A 20,291-nucleotide genomic window follows, 5' to 3' on the forward strand; every position below is an offset into this window, starting at 1 on the left:
CATCGGAAGCTGGGTGCGGTGAAAGTCGCACGCCCAGATTTAACAGAGAGGTGCCCCGGATAATACCGGGCATCGACTCTACCATGAGGTACATCCTAAAAGCTGAAAGCGATGCTAGGAGAAAAGTATATTGCACAATAGCCGGAAGCGCTGTAATGTCACCGTTTGGGCTGATGTTAAGCCACTAATATCATCAGTCTTCCCGCAATTAACAGATGTGCAGGTAATTATTTTTGAGCCGTTATCCCAAACTAGCACAGGATAGTTAGCAGGCGAATCGCCCTAGTAAATGAATGGAGCGATTCCTGCGGCAACTCCTTCGGTGTACGCAAACGCAAGCTATTTAAGCCTGAACATATTCGCAAAGCTTGGCAGCGTTTGTATGAGCAAAACTGGCTAAACGTCAAAGAGCAAATAATCTATTGAGTGTTCTCTCAAGAAAGTTCCAAATAAAATTCCAACATAGACTTTGCCTTACCCCTGTATGCTGTATGGCGTTACTGTCATTTATCTGGCTTGAAGAACAATTAAATTTTTTACATGAACAGGTTTTTCTTTTATGAAGCCTGTAATACTTTTGCTCAAGAGTGATTAATCCTCAATTTTTAAAGCCTGATTTCTTCAAATTTAAGCAGAAACGTCTACCCATTCGCTAATAGATGACAGTTAATGGTAAAAACAATTAGCGATTCGTAATTAGCACTATGGCAAATTTTCTCCAACCACCAAGGTTACGCATTGGTGAAGACAGTGAAGAAGAACGACGCGCCACTTGGCTGGAACTGTTTTATGATTTGGTTTTTGTAGTTGCAGTTTCTCAACTCGCCCACAATCTCAACGAGGATATCTCTCTATCAGGATTATTTGGGTTTGTAGTTCTATTTATACCAGTTTGGTGGTCATGGATTGGCACCACATTTTATGCCAACCGCTTTGACAGCGATGATGTGGGACATAGATTGCTGATTGCTATACAAATGCTGACAGCAGCAGCGATGGCTATTAACATCCACCACGGTTTGGGTGAGAGTTCCCCTGGTTTTGCAATTTCCTATGCTCTCGGTCGGGCTGTGCTGGTAATAGAGTACGTCCGTGCTGGAAGACATATCCCTATAGCGCGTCCTTTGACTACTCGCCATGCTATAGGTTTTGCGATCGCAGCCTTGCTTTGGTTAATATCAGCATCTGTACCCATCCCTTGGCGGTTCGGATTTTGGACACTGGGAATCATTATTGATTTTACTACACCCTTAACAGTACGTAAGCTTCAAACTGGGTTACTTCCCCACGCCTCCCACTTACCAGAACGTTTCGGTCTGTTTACGATTATTGTCTTGGGTGAAGCAATCATTGCAGTAGTTAACGGTGTTTCTGAGCAGAAATGGGATACTTTAACTGTAATTTCTGGCGTGTTTGGTCTAATTATCGCCTTTAGCTGGTGGTGGGTCTATTTTGATAACTTGGGTGGTAAACCTATTGAGATGGCGCGGACTCATGGAAAAGTTGGTCTTGTCTATCTCTGGCTCTACACCCATTTCCCGCTAGTGATTGGGATTGCTGCTGCTGGAGTCGGCGTAGAACAAATTTTGTTGAGTAAGCCAACTTTAGCACTACCCGATTCCCAGCGATGGCTCATTTGCGCTTCAGTAGCATTATGCTCTCTAGCTATCAGTCTTCTCCACAGATTTGGGGTGATTCGTTATTGCAAAGTCCGCTCCCAGTATCGACTTGGGGGTGCAGTTGTGCTGCTAGTGATCGCTATTTTTGGCAAAGGTTTGTTACCTGTTGTAGTCATTGGCCTTGTAGCTGTAGTTTCTGCTGTCCAAGTCGTTCAAGATTTATATCAGAGTCGTCCCACTACCCGCTTGGTTAACCCAGAAATCTAGCTCATAGCGTAGTAGTAGCACATATCCGTGCGCTACTACTATGTATCCACGCAATTTAAATCTAAGTATCTCGCTGTAAGGCATCTATCCTATGGAGGATTTTAAATAAAACATCAATAAATATTCATATAGTTATTTAAAGATTGTGTAATTTCAGTATTCAAACCTGAGGTTGTAAAGCTGATAACTCAACACATTGCCATCTATGGAGGTGACACAACCAAAAGAGGAATGTCATCATTAGGAGATGTACCTTTGGGCAGGTAAGTCAAGTAGGTGAAATATTTATTAATATTATTAATAGGAAGTGTAAATTTAGCGTCAGGAGTCAGAAGAAATTTTTCATGGCAGGTATTTCGCATCAATCATCAAGTTTTTCACCAATAGAAAAGAAGATCATGAAAGACAAAGAACCATCAGACTCTAAGGAATTCGTCGGAAATCTCAAAAATGGAATCTGGCTGTTTGGCTTGTCATCCTGGGTATTCGGCATTACCGATCGCAGTATTGCTTCATTTGCGGATGGCTATCTATCTGCTTTGGATTTAACGCAAATATTCACAGCCGCTACCTTCTTTGTGGCGTGGCTATTTTTGAAACCGACATCGAGAGTTTAAGATCGGCGACTGGTTGAGTATCGGGTCACTTTTAACGCTAGTCATGTCAAGATTCGGAAACTTATCTCCAGTAACAATATGGGGACTTTTTCTTCTTCCCAAATTTCATAACAGAGGCGGAGATTTTCACCAAAAAAATTGCTCGACTCCCAGGCTTAAAAATCCATCTGACACGAGCGCTGATAGATTGGGGTCATATTAAGCTGCTATATCAGCCCCAAAAACCAGTCCATTCGATCTGCCCATGAAATAGCTAGTAAGGCTTTAAGCAAACTAGGGTGATTTTTTACCATCCAGACTTAATTAAATTGTAGCTAGATTGTATCTTTTTCCTTTTGAAGTCAGAGTTATAGCTTTTTTATTGTGGTGTATCTAAAAAATTTTTCTAATTTTCCGGAATTGATTATGCTCAAGTGGTAGTCTCCATCAGACAAGCGATTTATACTGAAACTCTATAACGAAACCTTCGGGGTATATAACCCCATATTAAAAGCCCGGTCATGAAGACCGGGCTTTTTTGACAATTACGAGTTAGAAATTATTCTTAACTCCTAACTACTCATTAAATTAGGCAAAGGCAGCAGTTGTCACATCGTTATTCGACAGAATTTCTTGCAACTCTTCAGCGTCTACCGTTTCTTTATCAACCAACATTTGCGCTATCTGATCTAAAATGTGGCGGTTACGCACCAACACTTCTTTAGCGCGTGTATAGGCTACATCCACAAGTTTACGGACTTCTTCATCGATGGCAGCGGCGGTTTCTTCAGAGAAATCACGCTCTGACATGATATCTCGTCCCAGGAACATGTTACCTTGCTGACGACCAAGAGCGACTGGGCCTAAGCGATCGCTCATCCCAAATCGAGTAATCATCTGACGCGCAACCCGCGCTACTTGTTGCAAGTCATTAGAAGCACCAGTGGTAACTTCTTCTTCACCAAAGATTAATTCTTCAGCAATTCGACCACCCAAAGCCACAGCCATCTGATTTTCCAGATAAGCGCGGCTGTATAAACCTGTGTCCATCCGGTCTTCGCTGGGGGTAAACCAAGTTAAACCACCTGCACGACCACGAGGGATAATGCTAATCTTCTGTACAGGATCGTAGTCTGGCATTAAAGCACCAACTAAGGCGTGACCAGCTTCGTGATATGCTACCAAGGTTTTGCGCTTTTCGCTCATTACCCGGTCTTTCTTCTCTGGGCCAGCTAATACGCGGTCGATCGCATCGTTGATTTCATCCATCGAAATTTCAGTCAAATTCCGGCGGGCTGCTAGAATTGCGGCTTCATTCAGCAGGTTGGATAAATCTGCGCCAGTAAATCCAGGGGTACGACGGGCGATTTTATCCAAATCCACATCTTTCGCCAAGGTTTTGCCACGGGCGTGAACCTTGAGAATTTCGCTGCGTCCGGCATAGTCGGGACGGTCTACCACAACTTGACGGTCAAAGCGACCAGGACGCAATAGGGCTGCATCTAGAACATCAGGACGGTTGGTAGCGGCAATAATGATAATGCCAGTATTACCTTCAAAGCCGTCCATTTCTGTGAGCAACTGGTTGAGGGTTTGTTCCCGCTCATCGTTACCACCACCTAAACCTGCACCCCGTTGACGACCTACGGCGTCAATTTCATCGATGAAGACGATACAAGGAGCATTGGTTTTAGCTTGTTCAAATAAATCGCGGACGCGGGATGCACCCACACCGACGAACATTTCGACAAATTCTGAACCGGAGATTGAGAAGAAAGGTACACCTGCTTCACCAGCTACGGCACGAGCTAGGAGGGTTTTACCTGTACCAGGAGGGCCAACTAACAGTACACCTTTAGGAATTTTTGCACCAACGGCGGTAAAGCGATCGGCGTTTTTCAGAAAGTCTACAACTTCATTTAATTCCAACTTAGCTTGGTCAATACCAGCTACATCGCCAAATGTTACCTGAGTTTGTGGTTCCATTTGCACTCTGGCTTTAGATTTACCAAAGTTCATCGCTTGGCTGCCTGGGCCACTTTGAGCGCGACGTAGCAAGAAGAATAAGCCAACCAAAAGCAATACAGGAAAAAATAAGCTGCTTAGTGCCTTAAACCAAAATCCTTCATCGGTTTGGGGCAATACAGAAATATCAACGCCTTTAGAAGTCAAAGTATTGATCAAATCTGGATCGTTGACTAAGGTAACAATCCGTTTAGCTGGGTCATATTTGGGTGTAACCAGTGCTGTGGAGCGATCTGCACTCAAACTGACTTTTTCGACTCTACCTTGCTGAACTTCTTGAATAAAGCGACTATATCGCCATGTCTCTCTACTTTGGGGTTGTTTGTCAAAAAATGCTGTTCCCAGCGCAATTACGACAATAAACAGCAGCGCGTACAGCCCTGCATTTCTCCATCTTTTATTCACTAAGGTCTATCCTCCGGTATTTTTCGCGCGGTCGCCTAGCGTCTCTGATCGCAAAGGTGATTATTAAGAATTATGTTAACTTATCTTAAGATATAACAAATTTGGCGTGGCTGTCATGCTAAAAAAAGCTCCCTTATTAGCTGAAAACTGTGATGGTAGGGATTATATTGTAGCGACCCTGAAGGCTGATGGACGGTATGAATGGGAATAATCTCTACCACACTATTAGTGTAGGCGATCGCTTCAAACCCCTGCACTAACTCTACGCTCCAAGGTTCTTCCTGCACTGGCATCTGGTGGTTTTGCAACCAGGTTAGAAGTTGCGATCGCAAAATTCCCGGTAAAATTCCGGCCTTTATTGGTGGCGTGTACCAACTGCGATCGCACCATCCCCAAAGGTTGCCTGTGCTGGTTTCTAGCCAATTTCCTTGAGCATCAACTAATATTGCTTCTTGAGCATCTACACTAGTTTTTGCTAACCAAGCACTCAAATAGTTTCCAGTTTTATGAGAGGGGAGAGAGCGATAAAATTCCGAACTTGCAACAGCGCACAAAATACCATTATTTTGTTTTTCTATCAAATCTTGTGGTAATAATCTGCCAGTTATCCACTCCCGTCCATCGAGAAAGAGGGTAATTCTGAGAACGGAGAAGTGGGCAAGGACAAGTTGAGCGCCTTGACGTACACGGTTCCAATCTGGTTGCTGCCAACCAAAAGTTTGTACTGAGAAAAGTAAGCGATCGCAATGTGCTTGCCAATTAGTTAAATTACTATCTAGCGAGTTCTGATAAACCCGCAATGTTGTAAAAACAGTCGCCCCATAAAGTAAACCCGGATCGTTAATGTCTAATTCTAGGGTTTGGGAGTGAATTAATTTGCCGTCATACCAATAAATATTATTTGTCACTACAATTTCATTGAAAAGTGATGGCTTGTAATGCTCATACGCTGCATGAGATAAAACCTGTGGGCTGCAAATCGCTGAACACCAGAATCAAGACTCAGGTGTTTACACTCATGATTTCTTGCATATTCAATTAACCACTGAAATAGCTGTTGTCCATAGCTATGTGACCGTTTGAGTTCATCAACAACTAAATCATCAATGTATAAAAACTTTCCCGATGCTAAACAAGTAGAAATGCGAAATCCAGCAACTGCTACAGCTTGCTTTTCTATTTCCAAGAATGCAAGTTGATATCCTTCTTTTATTTGATATCGAACTTGTTCTAGAAACTTATCTTGCTCAAGGTGAGGGCGCAACTGGGAGATAACAGGAAAACACCCTAATATTTGAAAGTCAGATTCTGCCAATTGTATTGACATCAATGTTAACCTACTCAATCATGTGTGGAAAATTTAGAAAAAATTGGGTGAATATAATTTGCTACGGACATTTGCAACAAAAATGACTAATAATTTAATCTTTGGGGGGAAATACAATTTTATGAGCACCTTCAGGAGTTGTAATTACTTTTCCTCCTAAACCTTCAATTTCCCTAATTGCGCGTTTTTGAGTTTTCTCATCAACTTGATTATTTAAAACTATTGCCCAGGTAGCAATTTGAGCATATTTGCTGTTGGGATTACGACTCAGAAATTCAGCAGTTTTTTGGGAAGTATGAGCGATCGTCTGACTTTCTGGATCTAAAAAGTTACTAGCCCAGTTTGCCGCTGTTGCAAAAGACTGTTCGGCAGCTTTAGCGTTGCCTAAAAATAATAACTCATCAACTCCTTTATAACGCCATACGTAATAAGACTTTTCGGGAACTGAAGGAGATAGTGATTTTAAGCCTTTTTCTGATAATGCGATCGCACGTTCTGGCATAGCAGCATACAATGAGGTACTGATAGAAAGACTGCGATACGCTGCTAAAAATCGTGGGTCACGTTCTAGGATGATTTCAAAATATTCTGGACTTAAACTGTAACCTGTTTTATCCCGAACTTCATCATCTCCGAAATATTGGAGAAAATTGAGATATACCAAATCTGCAATGAAATTATTATAACCGAAAATCGGCATTTTTTTGAGAAATTTAAGACGGCTCTTTTCAGACTTTATTTCTTTTTCTAAACTTTCTAAAGACGCAGATTGCTTGCTATTTATTAGTTTTTGCAATTGGGAAAATTGAATCAAGCTAACTCCTAAAATACATACAAAAATTATAAAATGTGTAGCAATAGCTTTACGTAACAACAGCATATTTTCCTTGTCTTCCCAGGCATAAGTAACTTATTGTATACAATATACCTCTTGTAAAATTACCCAGCCATATAATCATAGAAGAATATTCATCAAGGTGCTACCCTACCCTTTAGCAAAGACTAATAGTGAATAAACTTATCTTTTCTCAAAAAAACCGAAAACAGGTAGATATGCAAATCCTACATAAAGTATAGTACTAAATTATACTTTAATTTCCTAAGTAATATAGCGCATAATTTATACTTACTTATTCGGAGCATCTAGTAGATTATTTTCTTTTTTGAGATGAAATTAGCTCTTATCAATCCTGCTTTACTTTTCTTGAGCAGCAAGTTCTTAACTTATTAAAATCCTTTGATATTACTTAGTTTTATTAAGTAAATTATGTAAATTTTAGAACAGGATTTAAAATAATATTTTGTTATGCTCGCAATTAGACCTTTCAACTCTTTAATCTTATGCTAGACACTGTAACTATGAACAACTTAGAAAATAATGATTTATCCCTTCAGACAAAAGATAGTAATTTTAAAACAATGGTTAATAATCTTAATGCTGATAAAAAAGGACTAAATGTTGACGAAATTATTGATGCTATTAAAACAGTAATCGTTGAAGTCATTGATTTAAAAATTACTACTTGGGTGGCAGAGTCATCTGATCAGCCAAAAAGTGAGATAGGATCTCCCAAACCAGGCAATCGGATATATACCCGAATTAATCTTGTTAGTGGCGATATACAAAATGAAATTGGTAGTCAATTTACCGATAGCGGCCCCTATAAAGAGATTCGAGAATTTCATTTAACTCAAGTTAAAGACGGTCGGGAAATCATTCAGAAGAATATAGAAAGCGTAGAAAAGTTGTATGGATTTTTCATGGGAATTGCGAAATATTCCAAAAAGCCCGAACTTTAAGCATTCTTTGTTAATTACACACTTCAACTAAAATATCGACAGTAATATAGCCTAATATTTAGATTTAGGTTTGATTTACTAGTACCTAAAAATACAAGGCTACGGCAATATTTACCAGAACTGATAAGAGGGTGACACTATGTCTAGTGAAATTCAAAGGCAAGACCAAAATAGTATTCAGACTCGAAACCAAAATGCTGCTAAACCCCAACATATTCAAAATCAAGCTAGAGGCTTGTTAAATAATTTAGTATCGTCTGTACAGACATTAGTTGACGACATAACAGCCTTAGAAGTAAATACGATGGTTGTAGAAAGGATTAATGCTTCAAAGTTTAATGCTTGGGAGGCATATCAAGAAATTTATTCTATACATGACCCAGATTACTTTAATGCAAAAGGAATTCCAAATGAAGGTCTTGAAGCTGAAGAACTACGTAAACGTTATAGAAGTCTATTTGACCAGCTTGAAAGAGAATATTTTTACCTTCTTCTTGAGGAAGGTTCAGGTTTTTATAATCCTCAAGATGATAGGGTAAAACGATATCGTCAGAGGCTTGAATACGCGAAAAAACATCAGCCAGATGTCGTTGAAGCGGATCAAGAAAACATAAAGCTAGCTAAACCAATACTACCTGCTCCAACTCCCGTTCTTGATAATAAAGATGAAAATAATCAAGATGATTGGATTGAGGCTTTTAAAGAGATTCAAAGGCTTTTAGAGAATGATAAATTTGTTCGTACCCTACGTAAAATGTATGAACTGAAAGCTGCACTCAATAGTAGTAACGTGGCAAGTACTAATACTGATATAATTTATGCTCAAACTGTTATGCAGTTAGATGGAGATATTATCACTCGTTATCATAAAGACCTGTTTAATTTATCTGAGGATGCTAAAAACTTAATCATTAATACACATAATCAAGGAGTGATTTCTGGAGAGAAACAGTGGCGTGGAACATTTAGTTTTTTAATTAGTTTGGTACAGAATATTGCAAATTTATCTCGATAATGAACGCTGATATAATAATAAAAATAGATAACCAAACTGATATTGCACTTTCTGTATTTCTACAAGTTCCTCAAGGCGATCGCTTTGAACTGAAGGTTGAGGAATCACAGTTTAGCTTTTACCTAAATGAGATAGTTGTAGAACAGATTCAGCAAGCACAAAAAAGTGGTGTTTCTCTATACATTCCGCCTAAGTTGATAATTCCTCTATGGTACTATGCCTGTTTTAGCAATAATGTTGTGTTGGGAAAGCAAAAAGAAATTGCTGAAAAGCAAGTTAATAATTTCTTTTACGTTATTGTCATAGTCAATATTATTAAATTTTTTCTGAGTAAAACTGCACGGTGTAAAACAAGCTTGCAGTCTGGAATCACCTTTAATTCTTACTATAAGCAGTCTGAGTTAGCTTCAGATGCTTATGGAAATAAAGACATTATTTTACAAAGTGTCGTCCTTATTTATGGTGATATATTCCACAAAATTAAGTGGAATTTTATACAAAATTCTAACTGTTCAACAATTATCTCGGCTCACTATTGGCTGACTGAACAACTGCTAAATTGCTTTCGTACTAAGCTAAATCTCCTAGTTTGGGAGGTAGCTTCGCTATTTCCTGCTGGTTTTGTAGCCTACAATTTATATCCAGCAAATGGAATACTATCGATATTTGCTTGGATAGGCTTCACTATACTATTTGCTACTACCCGCTATGTACTTGTCAATCAACTTCAAAGACATGCTTCCATCAACTCTAAGTTTATAGATTGGTTGGTATGGACGCTAATTTGTCTCATTCCTAGCATTGTTGCTGGTACTACTAATAGATTTATTGATGTTAATGCCTTATTATTGCCGTTTATATCACTGTACGTACCAAAAGTTGGCGATTACATTTTAACTTTTATATGGCCACAAATTGGGAAATTAATCATACGTCGGTTACTGTCATGATGAGTATTTAACAAATAAAAATTTAAAAAGGTCTGAGAGCAAGTGAATTTAAACACGAGAATGAATCTGCCAACATTGCCCAGCGATCGCCCAATCTTCTTGAGTATGAATAACTAATACCCGTACTGCTGAATCGGGTGTGGCAATATCCTCATCAACAGGCTGCTGTTGATTTTTTTCAAGGTCTATTTTCAGTCCTATAAATCCAAAGGCTTCACAGGCGGCTTGGCGAATTTCTGGGGAATGTTCACCTACGCCTGCTGTGAACACTAAAACATCTAATCCGCTTAAACTAGTAAGCATTGCACCTATACCAGAACGTAAGTGATGTACGTAGATATCCCATGCCAGTTGAGCGCGAGAATTACCTTGAGCGTAGGCATAGCCCGTCGTAGACATCGCTTCTCTCACCTCACGCATATCGCTAGATACACCCGAAATTCCCTTTAACCCAGAAGCTTTATTTAATACATGATCCAACTTTTCGACGGAGTAATCGCAGTAACGCAACAGATAAATCAGAATCCCTGGATCAACTGAACCAGAACGACTACCCATCATCAATCCTTCTAGGGGCGTGAATCCCATTGTGGTATCAATGCTGCAACCGTTTTTAATTGCCGCTAAAGAGCAGCCATTGCCCAGATGACAGGTAATTAAGCGCTCAGGGGGGACATCTCTACCGAGAATTTGGGCAGCACGTTGAGAACAGTATTGGTGACTGATACCATGAAACCCATAACGACGGATTCCTTGTTCTACCCATTCATAAGGGCCGGGATAGATTGCTGCTGCATCGGGTAGGGTGGCATGAAATCCGGTATCAAATACTGCTATTTGGGTGACATCTTTTAAGATTTTTTCAATTGTTTCTATGCCTTCTAAAGCGACTGGATTATGTGCTGGAGCTAGGTTAGATAGACGAGCGATCGCCTTTTTAACATCCTCGGTAATTACCACACTATCTCGATAATCCTCTCCACCATGTACTATCCGATGCCCCACCAGATCAATTTCTGACAACCGATCGATTACCTTGGTAGCACCTTCACTAAGTGTATTGAGCATATAAGTGAGGTGTGCCTGTGGGGAATCACCAGAGATAGATTCTTGCAGTGTTGCACCCGTACCAGTTTTCACATCAATTTCTGCCACACCCCGATCTTGAGTCCAGTTGATTTTTCCTTCCCAAATGGGTTGGGCTGCTTGGGTGGGGAGAGCATTATCTGCAATTTCATACAGACAACTCTTTTGGCTGCTCGATCCGGCATTCAGCACCAATATTTTCATATAACAACATAAAAACACGATCTCCTTTGATCGTGTCACTAAGTGTAACCTTATGCTTCTACCCTATAGACATAATATGTAGCAAAGGTGTGTTTCCAGCGCTAAAATTTGTTGAATCTATGCTAGTTCGGCAAATTCTCAACCCGCATCAAATCCAATTCTCGTTCAAATATTTCATCAATTGGCAACATTTGACCATCAACAGTCATAAATTTATGGTCTTTTGTTGCCCGAATCAATGAACCATCTTCCAAACAATACTCAAACACCTCTTGTTGTCCGCGATCGTGCCACTGTGCTACAGGTTGGGTGTAAATATTTCCATTATTATCAACGCTGTACACAGTACATTCAATGCGTTTTTCTACAATTTCTCCAATCGGCAACAATCCATATTCTACTGTCAATATTTCCGTGTCATAGCTTAAACAATATTCAGCAAACTTTAACATTTGCTCAAATAATTCATCCGCAACTTTTTTCTGAACGCCATTTTTAGCTGCGCCATCGACGAATTTTTCTCGCTGCTTTTGCATCTCAGAAACTTTCTTTTTACCCATCGCCCGACGCAGCAAGTCAGCTTGTCCTAAAGAATATCCCGCCATATCCTGAGCAATTTTCATGATTTGCTCTTGATAGACCATAATTCCATAGGTTTCGTCTAATATTGGTTCCAGAACGGTGTGTTGATAATCAATGTTTTCTCGACCATGTTTGCGGTTAATAAATTTAGGAATCAGTCCCGCATCTAATGGCCCGGGTCGATAAAGTGCCAAAATTGAAGAAATATCTTCTATATTAGAAGGTTTCAAATCTCGCACTATCTGACGCATCCCAGAAGATTCTAATTGAAATATTCCTTCTAACTCACCTGCTTCTAATAATTCATAAGTCTTTTGTACATCTTTAGGTAGACTACTATGTTCACCTTTTGCTAATATCTTCTGGGCTTTCCTTTCCTGGCGGGGAATTTCATCAGGATCAACCCGATATCCTCTCGTTTCTTGAATCAAATCAACGGTCTTTTGAATTAGCGTTAGGTTCCGTAAACCCAGGAAATCCATTTTCAATAAACCCATTGATTCCAAGTCTTCCATGAAATACTGGGTAATCACCGAACCGTCATTATTCTTCTGTAGTGGGACAATTTCATCAAGTGGATCGGCAGAAATTACCACACCTGCTGCATGAACACCAAAAGTTTTGTTAGTTCCTTCAATTCGCATCGCCATATCAAGCCAATGTCGAACATGGGGTTCTTTATCATATTTCTCTTTAAACTCTGGTTCTGGAGTTTTATCGGAAACCATCACCTTGAGTTTAGTTGGTTTCCCCCGCACTACAGGAATTAATTTCGCCATTTTGTCAGCTTCCCCGTAGGGAATATTTAATACTCTGGCGACATCTTTTAAAACGGCTTTAGAAGTTAGGCGGTTAAAAGTAATAATTTGAGCAACTCTATCTGCACCATATTTTTCTGTTACATATTCAATGACTTTATCCCGTTGTTCAATACAGAAATCTGTATCAATATCAGGCATTGATTTACGTTCTGGGTTTAGAAAACGTTCAAATAGTAGCCCATGATGTACAGGGTCAATATTAGTAATTCGCATCGCATAGGCAACTAATGAACCAGCCGCAGAACCCCGACCTGGCCCTACAGGAATGTTATTATCTCTAGCAAATTTGATGTAGTCCCATACAACTAAAAAGTATTTGGAAAAACCCATCTGCTGAATCATTTTTAGTTCGTATTCCAATCTTTCTTTATAGACGGAATCAACTTCTGGGCGAGATTTGCGATTTAAGCGTTCTAAAAGTCCACTCCATGCAACATCTTCGGCGTAAGTGTCAGCAGTATGACCAGAGGGAATTGGGGGTGTAGGAATTTGAGGCTCACCCATGATATGGTAAGGCTCGACTTTATCGGCTACTTCTTCAGTGGTAGCGATCGCTTCGGCAATTACATCATCCGGCAAATGGTCACGAAATAGCTGTTGCATCTCCTCGCCAGATTTGAGATACTCTGTGCCGCTATAACGCATCCGCTTATCTTCAATAATTAGTTTGCCAGTTTGAATACATAGCAACGCGTCGTGAGCTTCAACGTCAAAACAAGAAATAAAATGCGAATCATTGGTAGCAACAATTTTAATCCCTAGTTCTCGTGCAATTTTGACGATTTCAACATTTACAATCCGGTCTTCTTGGGAACCGTGGTCTTGAATTTCTAGATAATAATCATCACCAAATACATCTTTATACCACTGAGCAACTTTTCGGGCTGCATCTGGTCTATTACTGAGAATCGCTTGGGGAATTTCTCCACCTAAACAAGCGCTGGTGACAATCAAGCCTTCATGATATTGTTTTAGTAAATCTTTATTAATACAAGGACGAGAAAATATTCCTTTACCTTGAACACCTTTGAGGTGAGAAATAGTAGTTAATTTGACTAAATTTTTGTAACCTTTAGTATTTTTAGCTAAAACGACTTGGTGATATTTGGGACGGCGTTCTTGTTTTTCAATATCGCCGTTAATTACATACATTTCATTGCCGATTATCGGCTTAATATTTTGACTACGGCAGATTTTGATCAGTTCAACGGCTCCATACATGACACCATGATCGGTAAGAGCGATCGCTTTCATCCCCAGTGCGATCGCTTGATCTACCAACTCTGGTAGCTGACTTGCTCCATCAAGTAAACTGTAGTCACTATGAATATGTAAAGGCACAAAGGACATAAGCATCTCCAACCACAAGCCAAGATATCTCTAGGGGCCTACCTTGTGGTATACCCTTTCGAGCTAGATTTTGCAAAGCAACGGAATCTTAGATTAACAGTTTTTACCTAAAATTAAAGCTGTTATTTTTCCGAAATTATCACTGTCATAAGTGTTGTTTTAATAGTTACAGCAGTTAATCAGCATCTAACTAATGAGTCAAACAGAGAGTACTACTTCGGCTAAAACCAAAGCTAGCCCTTGGTGGCAGCGTATCCCTCTCACATTGCAAATTCTCATCGCCCTAGTAGTCGCAGTCACCGTTGGAATTGCCCTTGGTGCGGGGAATCCCAATCCCAGCAATGCCACCTTAATCAACAATTTAGCAATTCCGGCCGAGTTGGTGCTAAAGGCTCTCCGCGCCCTAGCTACCCCCCTGATTTTGGTAGCGGTGCTGCACACCTTAATGACTACGAATATCCCCGGTACAGCCGGACGGCGGTTAGCAGTACTACTTTTAACTAACACTACTGTAGCTATTTTAATCGGGCTTTTCGTAGCAAATGTGCTACGTCCGGGGACTTGGGGCAATGTAGCGACCTCAACAACTACAGAAATAACTACTCAGAGTCTTGATCCTTGGGGAATACTCAAAGATGCTGTACCGGAAGCTGTCCTGAAGCCATTAGTTGATAATAATGTAATTCAACTAATTGTGATTGCCCTGAGTTTTGGCATCGTTTTGCGGGCATTAAAATCTGAACAAATTGCTCAAAACAAGAATGGATACCAGCCTATAGAGGATGTCATCGGGATTTTATTTGAAGCAGTAGTCCGCATCCTCAACTGGGTAATTGCATTAGTGCCGTTCGCAGTCTTTGGGATTGTTGCTAAAACTATTGCTATGCAGGGATTTGCACCGTTTAAATCTTTGGGTGCATTTATCGTGGCGGTGCTGTTAGCACTAGCATTGCAGGCGTGCTACTACCTCACCAGAGTAAAATTTGGTTCTTGGGTACACCCGTTAAAATTCTTAGCTGGCGGTTCTGATGCCTTTTTGACAGCTTTCTCAACTTCTTCCTCTGCGGCGGCAATGCCCATAACCTTCGAGGTTTTGCAAACAAAAGTCGGTTTAAGGGAATCTTCTGCTGCCTTGGGGTCATTAGTAGGGGCAAATTTCAATAATGATGGCACTGCCCTCTATGAAGCAATGTCTGCGTTGTATATTTCCCAACTGATTGGGCAACATCTGAGTCTGGGACAGCAGTTGATTGTCATCCTTACCTCAATTTTTGCATCTGTAGGTGCAGCGAATATTCCCAATGCTGGACTGGTAACGATGACACTGGTGTTTACTTCTGTAGGCTTACCTACCCAATACATTGCTTTGCTAGTTACTGTAGACTGGTTTCTGGATCGCTGCCGCACTGCAATTAATGTTATGGGAGATATGACTGTCAGTGCTTTACTTGATGGCAAAAAGCCTCGTTCTTTAGACGAGGCTTAGTTTTACGGCTTTTGAGATATCTAATGCTGTTGAGGCCCTTTGGCATCACATTCTTTAGCCCAGCACCGTTCTAGAAGTCGAAGACGCCAGATTAATGCAAAGCGTTGGGGATTCAATACTAATTTAGTATCCTGACTAAATAAAGGCTGATTTAGATACTGCCAAAGGGGAAATTGAATTTTGGTGTGTTTTGGATTTGGAGTCATAAGAACAACAAATATTATAAAAGTTTAGTTGTGAGAGTTGGCATTTTGTTTAACAATTGCCTGATGCTGTTTTTCTAGTTAAAGGCTACACTGCGTTTTTGCAGTTGTCCTGGTGGCAATTGCGGAATTTCAGTAAATAAGTTTATGTTGTTTCCGCTTTAATACTGAAATTGCACACACCATTTTTCTGATTTCCCATCCCGTGACAAGTCATACCATTTCACAATATTCGTGGTACAACCTTGATTAAAAGCGTACAAATCTACGCCACTACAGTCAATTCATCTGTTACAAAGATTTTTAGAAGCGATCGCATTACCATCCAAAATCTTAACTCAGTAGTTTATTAGTAAATCGGGTAGTGTGGCATTGAGGCGTCGAATTATAGCTTATAAAAGACTTGTAGTTTCTGTTACTAACTGTGGATTTATAGTCAATTTGATCATCAGGCTGGTTATATAGTAATTATTGGATTTTAAGGGTAGTAAGGTCTTGCGACCCTTGATATTAGAGAATAGTGAAATTAGCGGTAGTGAGTGTTGTAGTACTAATGCCAGTTAGCGTTGCCAAGATTTCATCAGTAGCAGTCACTATGATGTTGTTACCAGCGAAACTTAGTTGATTGAAGGTCAGATCACCAGACAAGCCAATCAAATCGTTGCTCTTGCAGAAGTCGGTAATAATATCAGTATCCTTTTCCAGCAGCGAAGACAATAGCTCCCGGATATCTTCTCAGGACTGCGGAGAAAGGGTGTCCCGATAATCAGGTCGTCGATGCCGTCGTTGTTGATATCTGCGCCAGTAGTGCTGGAGTACCCCAGGTCAGAGCCAGCGATCGCAAAACCATTGTTGCCATCAAGGTCAGAAAGGTTGAAAGCTGCTGGATTAAGTGCCATTGCTCTTGATTCCTCTAAATTATTATAAATTTTGATCCGATCCCACCGTTACCACCCGGCGAATTTCGTCGCTGCGAAACCCGATCGCCATTGGACGACGTACCCCCAAAAGTGCTACCACGTCGTACAATTCCAGCACTACCCCCTCCATTCGCAAGGAATGGACAATATCGCCGCTTCTTAGGTCAATCACTAGTAACCCACAGCGAGGCTCAACGTTTTTTTGTTGCAATTTATCGTCTAGGAGCAAGCCGCTAAAGGTCTTGTTATGCCTGGGTTGAGAAATTCCCACTACTGCAAAGTCGCCATGAAATGCACAACCGCGCAGATATCCCGGACAGAAAGCGACTGGTTCAAACACTCCCCGCTTTAAATCGACAAAGCCAAACTCTCCCGCGCCTGAGTTGAGCAACCAGAGTTTTTCTTGATGCCAGCGCGGGGAGTGGGGCATGGATAATCCACGCAATACGATTTCATTGCTTTCTACGTCAATGACACAGCCGCCATTTGCCCGATGCTCCCGCCAGCCTTCTGCTACATCTGACTGACTGACGGCGGTGACGTATTTAGGTTTTCCTTGTTGCATTGCCAACCCATTCAGGTGACATCGATCTTCCGCCGCTAGCTTGCTGATAAAGTTTGGCTTCCACAAGGGAACAAAACTGTGGGTTTCGCTGGCTGTTGCTAAACAACTAAATAAGGTATTGACAAATACTAATTTTTGTGATTTTAAATCTTTTTCTTCTGCTCTCCTCAAAGCGATGTCGTGAATATCCAAATCTCCCGTCACATAACTCATCTGAGGCAAATACAGAGCATCGTAGCTTTGGTGATTTTGTCCGGGTTGGATGATGTTTTCAAATCGCCACAGTTGGTACAGGGAACTCATGTAGAGGCTGTTGCCATTGGCATACAACCCCATGCACCGCTCAAAGCTACGTTCAAATACAGATAATTTGCCGTTTGGTTGCAAGCCGATGAAGAATAACTTGCCCGCTTGATAAGTCGTGAAGGACAAACTCAGGTTTTGCTCATACAGCCAAGGGGTAAACTGGCGAGAAGCATTGATTTCGAGAGATGGTTTGTTAATGTTGCTGTCATTAGGATTCACTTGGCTTTGACTCCTTGATAACTCTGGTGTTCGATTAGTGATAATTTTGCCGCAGAGTATGATGATGCTCCTACTCTTGGACATAAGTTAGGTAATACACCAGCAACAGCGTTTCCGTCATCTGCTTTATTGCGATCGCACTCAACACATTTCCTACCCAGTGGTTCCTCATTTGAGGAATCTACCAGAGTATTGTTGGAGTCCTTTTAAAACAATAGATGGTTTTGTAATATAAAAGTATATCGTGTGTAATCTCAAACTTACAATATCTGTTTAAAGATAAATAGCTTAGTACCGGTTTGCGTAAAATCGTAGCGTTTTTAATGCAAGGGGACGCATTAGCGTTGTCAGTCGATGCATTGGCATTGTTAGTCGATGCATTGGCATTGTCAGTCGATGCATTGGCATTGTCAGTCGATGCATTGGCATTGTCAGTCGATGCATTGGCATTGTCAATCGATGCATTGGCATTGCAGGGTATTGCCAAATTTAATTCGCTACGAATTAATGAAATGCTGTACTTAGTCAATAGACATCTCCGAAAAAGAATTGTTTTGACGTAGCAGTACTACGTCAAAACAAGGGTTCTGACTAACGCATATTTTATTTATGGAGATGTCTAATAACTAAAATTCTTTTGGGCGGACTCTGCATCTTGACAAAAAAATGAGATGGACATCTTGCCCATCCCCCAATAAAACAGAGAATTTGTGTCATAAAACGCTTTGCCTATATTTAAGCTAAAGCGCTTCCCCTAAGTTAAATTTCTCACTATCTAACTAATAATGAGTGCCGGTTTTACGATGGTTAATGGCAGTAACAGCATCAGGCTTGAGTAATTTACCTTCATCCACAGTTGCATACACAACCCAATGGTCGCCACATTCCAGACGTTGATTGACTGAACATTCTAAATATGCAAGTGCGTCGGTGAGGACGGTACAGCCGTTATCTGCAACTGCTGTACTAAAGTTGGCAAATCGGTCTTCCCCAGGCGCGAAAGATTTACGGAAATGCTTCATGTAATCTTGATGATTGCCTTCAGGTAGAATATTTAAAGCAAACTTACCGCCTGGATACATTAAAGATTCGATCGCTCGATCTTTGGCAATCGCCACAGTTAGTCCAGGTGGGTTAAAGGTGGCTTGAGAAACCCAAGCGCCTAACATTGCGGTAGACACTTCTCCAAGTTTCGCTGTCACCACGCAGACAGAACCAACAATCCGACCAACAGCCTGTTCCACTGGAGTAGCAGCTTGTTGTGGTACGCGTACCTTTTTAGCCTTTTTCAGTGCTTGGGCAAAGTCTGTACCTAGTTCCTCACAGAACTTGAGAGTGACATCATCAGGTTTAAACTTCACCTTCAAGGTGTCAAAGCCAAAGCGATATCCAGCATCTCGGAGTTTACCTTCAATTAAGTCAAAGGCTTCGCCACTCCAGCCGTAGGAACCAAAAACCCCAGCGAGTTTACTGTTGTCACCGCTTGATAGCACAATCCCTAAAGCAGTATGAATAGGAGTTGGCGCATGACCACCGATGGTAGGAGAACCAATGATAAAACCCTCTGACTGTGCTAGGTTGATGCGAATTTCATCAGGGGTAGCAAATTCGCAGTTAATCGATTTGACTGCGACTCCACCTTTAGTTAGTCCCAGAGCGATCGCTTGTGCTAAAGTCGCCGTATTGCCGTAAGCTGAAGCGTAAAGTAAGGCAACAGAAATCTCGCGATCGTTGTGAGAACGGCTCCACTCTCCATAAGCTTTGGTAAGTTCAATTAAGCCAGTGCGTACTAAAGGCCCGTGACCGACAGCATACATTCTCACCTGCAAATCTGATATTTTCTCCAAAGCTGCTTGCACATGAGGAGTTTGGGGAGCCATCAGGCAGTTAAAGTAGTAACGCTGGTCTTCTTTAAGCGCTTCCCAGTTATCATCAAACACTTCATCACCACAGAGATGAGTTGCAAATAACTTATCTGTGTAGAGAATTTGGGTTTGCTGATCGTAGGTACAAAGTCCTTCTGGCCAACGTGGACTAGGAGTGGGTAAGAATTTTAAAACATGACCCTTGCCTAAATCCAGAGTTTCTTTCCCCCGCATCACCAAGACTTTCAAATCCTGATCTAGGAAAGCAGCACGCAAATTGTTCGCACCGGGAAGAGAACAGACAAAAGTTACCTGTGGTGCCAGTTCTAAAATTGCTTTGAGGGTTGCAACTCGATTGGGGCTAAAATGACCCAGGATTATATAATCCAAACTTTGCAAATCTAAAGTCTGCCGCAATGTCTCTAAATAAATTTCGGTAAAGCTTTCTGGCGGTGGATCAATAAGTGCGGTTTTATCAGCTTCAATTAAATAGCAGTTGGAGGTAGTACCTCTTTCAAGTGCGTATTCAATTTCAAACCGCAGACGTGACCAACTACGTGCTTTGATCGCCTTAGTATTTGTAGCAATTGGTAGAACTTGTACGTCGCGTGGCTTGGAATTGGTCATAGCTGTTGGTGAATAGGGAGTGGGGAGTGGGGAGTGGGAAATGGGAAATGGGA

General features: G+C 41.0%; 19 protein-coding genes. 8 read left to right on the plus strand and 11 right to left on the minus strand.

Annotated features, from left to right (window positions below):
* Positions 1 to 130: 130 nt before the first annotated feature.
* The 3 genes from V7K25_RS27590 to V7K25_RS27600 all read left to right on the plus strand — a co-directional run bounded on the left by V7K25_RS27590 (position 131) and on the right by V7K25_RS27600 (position 2,503).
* Positions 131 to 265, plus strand: coding sequence for a hypothetical protein (locus tag V7K25_RS27590; RefSeq protein WP_335162539.1), 135 nt, complete (start codon positions 131 to 133; stop codon positions 263 to 265).
* Positions 266 to 704: 439 nt separating this feature from the next.
* Complete coding sequence (locus V7K25_RS27595; protein ID WP_335162541.1) at positions 705 to 1,886, plus strand: low temperature requirement protein A; 1,182 nt, start codon at positions 705 to 707, stop codon at positions 1,884 to 1,886.
* Positions 1,887 to 2,284: 398 nt separating this feature from the next.
* The gene (locus tag V7K25_RS27600; RefSeq protein ID WP_100902982.1) at positions 2,285 to 2,503 is read left to right on the plus strand and encodes a hypothetical protein; all 219 of its coding nucleotides are present in this window, start codon (positions 2,285 to 2,287) and stop codon (positions 2,501 to 2,503) included.
* 567 nt (positions 2,504 to 3,070) lie between these two features.
* Here V7K25_RS27600 and ftsH3 read toward each other — a convergent pair.
* The 4 genes from ftsH3 to V7K25_RS27620 form a co-directional block, all read right to left on the minus strand.
* Positions 3,071 to 4,912, minus strand: coding sequence for an ATP-dependent zinc metalloprotease FtsH3 (ftsH3, locus tag V7K25_RS27605; RefSeq protein ID WP_265272326.1), 1,842 nt, complete (start codon positions 4,910 to 4,912; stop codon positions 3,071 to 3,073).
* A gap of 113 nt (positions 4,913 to 5,025) precedes the next feature.
* On the minus strand, positions 5,026 to 5,820 hold the full coding sequence (locus V7K25_RS27610) for an aminotransferase class IV (RefSeq protein WP_335162543.1): 795 nt from the start codon (positions 5,818 to 5,820) through the stop codon (positions 5,026 to 5,028).
* Positions 5,820 to 6,239, minus strand: a complete 420-nt coding sequence (locus V7K25_RS27615) for a GNAT family N-acetyltransferase (RefSeq protein ID WP_335162545.1) — start codon at positions 6,237 to 6,239, stop codon at positions 5,820 to 5,822. The genes V7K25_RS27610 and V7K25_RS27615 overlap by 1 nt, the downstream gene beginning before the upstream one ends.
* A 94-nt stretch (positions 6,240 to 6,333) precedes the next feature.
* Complete coding sequence (locus V7K25_RS27620; protein WP_335162547.1) at positions 6,334 to 7,119, minus strand: hypothetical protein; 786 nt, start codon at positions 7,117 to 7,119, stop codon at positions 6,334 to 6,336.
* Positions 7,120 to 7,598: 479 nt separating this feature from the next.
* Between V7K25_RS27620 and V7K25_RS27625 the strand changes: the two genes are divergently transcribed.
* The 3 genes from V7K25_RS27625 to V7K25_RS27635 all read left to right on the plus strand — a co-directional run bounded on the left by V7K25_RS27625 (position 7,599) and on the right by V7K25_RS27635 (position 10,004).
* The gene (locus V7K25_RS27625) at positions 7,599 to 8,039 is read left to right on the plus strand and encodes a hypothetical protein (RefSeq protein ID WP_335162549.1); all 441 of its coding nucleotides are present in this window, start codon (positions 7,599 to 7,601) and stop codon (positions 8,037 to 8,039) included.
* Positions 8,040 to 8,178: 139 nt separating this feature from the next.
* On the plus strand, positions 8,179 to 9,054 hold the full coding sequence (locus V7K25_RS27630; RefSeq protein WP_335162550.1) for a hypothetical protein: 876 nt from the start codon (positions 8,179 to 8,181) through the stop codon (positions 9,052 to 9,054).
* The gene (locus V7K25_RS27635) at positions 9,054 to 10,004 is read left to right on the plus strand and encodes a hypothetical protein (RefSeq protein ID WP_335162552.1); all 951 of its coding nucleotides are present in this window, start codon (positions 9,054 to 9,056) and stop codon (positions 10,002 to 10,004) included. Before V7K25_RS27630 ends, V7K25_RS27635 begins: the two co-directional genes overlap by 1 nt.
* A 48-nt stretch (positions 10,005 to 10,052) precedes the next feature.
* Here the strand turns inward: V7K25_RS27635 and V7K25_RS27640 are convergent, their stop codons facing one another.
* A complete protein-coding gene (locus V7K25_RS27640; protein WP_335162554.1) occupies positions 10,053 to 11,294 on the minus strand; it encodes an acetate kinase in 1,242 nt (413 codons plus the stop codon).
* A gap of 122 nt (positions 11,295 to 11,416) precedes the next feature.
* Positions 11,417 to 14,047, minus strand: a complete 2,631-nt coding sequence (locus V7K25_RS27645; protein WP_335162556.1) for a DNA polymerase III subunit alpha — start codon at positions 14,045 to 14,047, stop codon at positions 11,417 to 11,419.
* Between the two features lie 193 nt (positions 14,048 to 14,240).
* Between V7K25_RS27645 and V7K25_RS27650 the strand changes: the two genes are divergently transcribed.
* The gene (locus V7K25_RS27650) at positions 14,241 to 15,533 is read left to right on the plus strand and encodes a dicarboxylate/amino acid:cation symporter (protein ID WP_335162558.1); all 1,293 of its coding nucleotides are present in this window, start codon (positions 14,241 to 14,243) and stop codon (positions 15,531 to 15,533) included.
* A 20-nt stretch (positions 15,534 to 15,553) separates the two neighbouring features.
* Here V7K25_RS27650 and V7K25_RS27655 read toward each other — a convergent pair whose 3' ends face one another.
* From V7K25_RS27655 to V7K25_RS27670, 4 genes are all read right to left on the minus strand, one after another.
* The gene (locus V7K25_RS27655; RefSeq protein ID WP_118168672.1) at positions 15,554 to 15,739 is read right to left on the minus strand and encodes a hypothetical protein; all 186 of its coding nucleotides are present in this window, start codon (positions 15,737 to 15,739) and stop codon (positions 15,554 to 15,556) included.
* 507 nt (positions 15,740 to 16,246) lie between these two features.
* Entirely contained in the window at positions 16,247 to 16,384 is a 138-nt protein-coding gene (locus V7K25_RS27660; protein ID WP_335162561.1) for a hypothetical protein, read from the minus strand.
* 5 nt (positions 16,385 to 16,389) lie between these two features.
* Entirely contained in the window at positions 16,390 to 16,635 is a 246-nt protein-coding gene (locus tag V7K25_RS27665; protein WP_335162563.1) for an integrin alpha, read from the minus strand.
* Between the two features lie 22 nt (positions 16,636 to 16,657).
* A complete protein-coding gene (locus V7K25_RS27670; RefSeq protein ID WP_335162566.1) occupies positions 16,658 to 17,830 on the minus strand; it encodes a TIGR03032 family protein in 1,173 nt (390 codons plus the stop codon).
* A 239-nt stretch (positions 17,831 to 18,069) separates the two neighbouring features.
* Here V7K25_RS27670 and V7K25_RS27675 point away from each other — a divergent pair, with 239 nt between their 5' ends.
* Positions 18,070 to 18,309 carry a hypothetical protein gene (locus tag V7K25_RS27675; RefSeq protein WP_335162568.1) on the plus strand — a complete coding sequence of 80 codons (240 nt, stop codon included), beginning with the start codon at positions 18,070 to 18,072 and terminating at the stop codon, positions 18,307 to 18,309.
* A 216-nt stretch (positions 18,310 to 18,525) separates the two neighbouring features.
* On the opposite strand, the gene V7K25_RS27680 is transcribed toward V7K25_RS27675, so the two are convergent.
* Complete coding sequence (locus tag V7K25_RS27680; protein WP_335162570.1) at positions 18,526 to 20,238, minus strand: diflavin flavoprotein; 1,713 nt, start codon at positions 20,236 to 20,238, stop codon at positions 18,526 to 18,528.
* Positions 20,239 to 20,291: the final 53 nt, after the last annotated feature.

The sequence above is a fragment of the Nostoc sp. genome (genome assembly GCF_036919495.1).
In the GTDB taxonomy this organism is placed as follows: Bacteria; Cyanobacteriota; Cyanobacteriia; order Cyanobacteriales; family Nostocaceae; genus Nostoc.

Bases quoted from the DNA above. Each gene is read 5' to 3' on its own strand.
- V7K25_RS27600 (WP_100902982.1), top strand. From the start codon at position 2,285: ATGAAAGACAAAGAACCATCAGACTCTAAGGAATTCGTCGGAAATCTC.
- V7K25_RS27645 (WP_335162556.1), bottom strand. From the start codon at position 14,047: ATGTCCTTTGTGCCTTTACATATTCATAGTGACTACAGTTTACTTGAT.
- V7K25_RS27655 (WP_118168672.1), bottom strand. From the start codon at position 15,739: ATGACTCCAAATCCAAAACACACCAAAATTCAATTTCCCCTTTGGCAG.
- V7K25_RS27670 (WP_335162566.1), bottom strand. From the start codon at position 17,830: ATGTCCAAGAGTAGGAGCATCATCATACTCTGCGGCAAAATTATCACT.
- V7K25_RS27665 (WP_335162563.1), bottom strand. From the start codon at position 16,635: ATGGCACTTAATCCAGCAGCTTTCAACCTTTCTGACCTTGATGGCAAC.
- V7K25_RS27630 (WP_335162550.1), top strand. From the start codon at position 8,179: ATGTCTAGTGAAATTCAAAGGCAAGACCAAAATAGTATTCAGACTCGA.
- V7K25_RS27635 (WP_335162552.1), top strand. From the start codon at position 9,054: ATGAACGCTGATATAATAATAAAAATAGATAACCAAACTGATATTGCA.
- V7K25_RS27675 (WP_335162568.1), top strand. From the start codon at position 18,070: ATGCAAGGGGACGCATTAGCGTTGTCAGTCGATGCATTGGCATTGTTA.
- V7K25_RS27640 (WP_335162554.1), bottom strand. From the start codon at position 11,294: ATGAAAATATTGGTGCTGAATGCCGGATCGAGCAGCCAAAAGAGTTGT.
- V7K25_RS27615 (WP_335162545.1), bottom strand. From the start codon at position 6,239: ATGTCAATACAATTGGCAGAATCTGACTTTCAAATATTAGGGTGTTTT.
- V7K25_RS27625 (WP_335162549.1), top strand. From the start codon at position 7,599: ATGAACAACTTAGAAAATAATGATTTATCCCTTCAGACAAAAGATAGT.
- V7K25_RS27650 (WP_335162558.1), top strand. From the start codon at position 14,241: ATGAGTCAAACAGAGAGTACTACTTCGGCTAAAACCAAAGCTAGCCCT.
- V7K25_RS27620 (WP_335162547.1), bottom strand. From the start codon at position 7,119: ATGCTGTTGTTACGTAAAGCTATTGCTACACATTTTATAATTTTTGTA.
- V7K25_RS27595 (WP_335162541.1), top strand. From the start codon at position 705: ATGGCAAATTTTCTCCAACCACCAAGGTTACGCATTGGTGAAGACAGT.
- V7K25_RS27680 (WP_335162570.1), bottom strand. From the start codon at position 20,238: ATGACCAATTCCAAGCCACGCGACGTACAAGTTCTACCAATTGCTACA.